Origin of the sequence: Companilactobacillus insicii (genome assembly GCF_003946015.1) — a bacterium.
GTDB classification, from domain to species: Bacteria; Bacillota; Bacilli; order Lactobacillales; family Lactobacillaceae; genus Companilactobacillus; species Companilactobacillus insicii.
Map to the genome: position 1 here is coordinate 1 of NZ_RHNU01000071.1, position 1447 is coordinate 1447.

The 1447-nt window shown below is 34.6% G+C and carries 1 protein-coding gene; it reads right to left on the reverse strand.

Features of this window, described 5'->3' with window-relative positions:
• Positions 1 to 69 precede the first annotated feature (69 nt).
• Positions 70 to 1320, reverse strand: coding sequence for an ISL3 family transposase (locus tag EKM79_RS12170; protein WP_125569172.1), 1251 nt, complete (start codon positions 1318 to 1320; stop codon positions 70 to 72).
• Positions 1321 to 1447 lie beyond the last annotated feature (127 nt).

Consider the following 1447-nt stretch of genomic DNA (forward strand, 5'->3'; position numbering starts at 1 on the left):
GGCTCTTTGTCAAATAGTATTGATGAATGATTTTTGGCCTATGGGCATCCTCAATGAGGATGCCTATTTTTATGCACAAATCAGCGTTATTCTCTTAAGAAAATGATCAAGGTTTCTAAAACCATAACTGTTACGCTTAAGCTTTTTTATCTTTCCAATTGTCCCTTCTAATGGACCATTGGAATATGGCATTAAGCAACTATTCTCTACATATTTTAAGTTCTTACGTAACGTATTGATTGACGTATCCATAGCGGTGCCATTCTTTTTATATCCATGAATAGTGTCATTGAGTAGCTTTGTATCTTGATTTTCAAGGGACTGTTGGATATTTTGATAAGTATCATATACTTCTTTGAATACGGGAAATGCATCTAAACCAATATCAATTACATTTTGAATTGTCGTATATTCGTTGATACCAAAAACATATTTTACGTTTTCGTCATCTACCTCTGCCAAAGGCAGATGGTAGAGACGCCAATTTGATTTGAGAGCCTTACGCAAGCGAGAATGCTTATCACTAACACGTTTTAATGAACTAATACGTACTTGATCCAAAGCTCTACTACAGAGCTGGACGATATGAAATCTATCGACTATTATTTGCGCATTCGGAAAAATTCGATGCACTACTAATTGGTAATTTGCGTTCAGATCGATAGATACTGTTTTGACCAATTGGCGCTCTGAAAGACTATATTTATTTATAAAGTGCTCAATTATTGTTTTAGATAACCTGTCATGAATTAGTTCTACCAACTTATGTGTTTGAGCATCAATAGCTATGAAAGTGAAAATATTTCCAACCGATCGAAATTCGTCAAAGCACATATTTTCAGGAAGTTGGTTACATCTACTGGGCAAAGTAATATTATCGTATAACACTCTACTTACTGTACTTGGTGAGATTCCAATTATCTTGGCAATTGATGACAGAGTAAACGATTCTCTTGCCATATCAAAGATCCTGTTTCTAACTTGGCCAGTGATTGTGTGGTTTTTAATGAGAAAGTCACTGTGCGCACCGCAGGTGCAGTCACAGTTCCTACACAAGTAACGTTGTTTATTGAGTATCATATGATATTCTTTCCCGTTAAGGCTTGCCAGACGAACATTAGTAGCCCTTTTTCCATTTTTAACCAAAGTATTCATACCACAATTAGGACATCTATGGAGAACGTATGATAGTGTAGCTCTTATCAATTTTATGTGTTTTATAACGCCATGCTTTTTAACCATAGCGTCACTAACTGAAATATTTTTTATATTATTGTCTTTTATGTCTAATGCACATAGTATAGAATTGTCTTGGGACATTATTGTTTTCTCCTTTTTGATTGGGTTTCGTCGCTTAAATCATAACACGAGAACAGTGATGTTCTTTTTGTGTTAAAAGGGAATAAAAAAACTGGTATTGATTATTCATCAATACCAGAAAGTATAG

Coding starts and splice junctions, on each gene's coding strand:
- EKM79_RS12170 (WP_125569172.1), bottom strand. CDS start 1,320: ATGTCCCAAGACAATTCTATACTATGTGCATTAGACATAAAAGACAAT.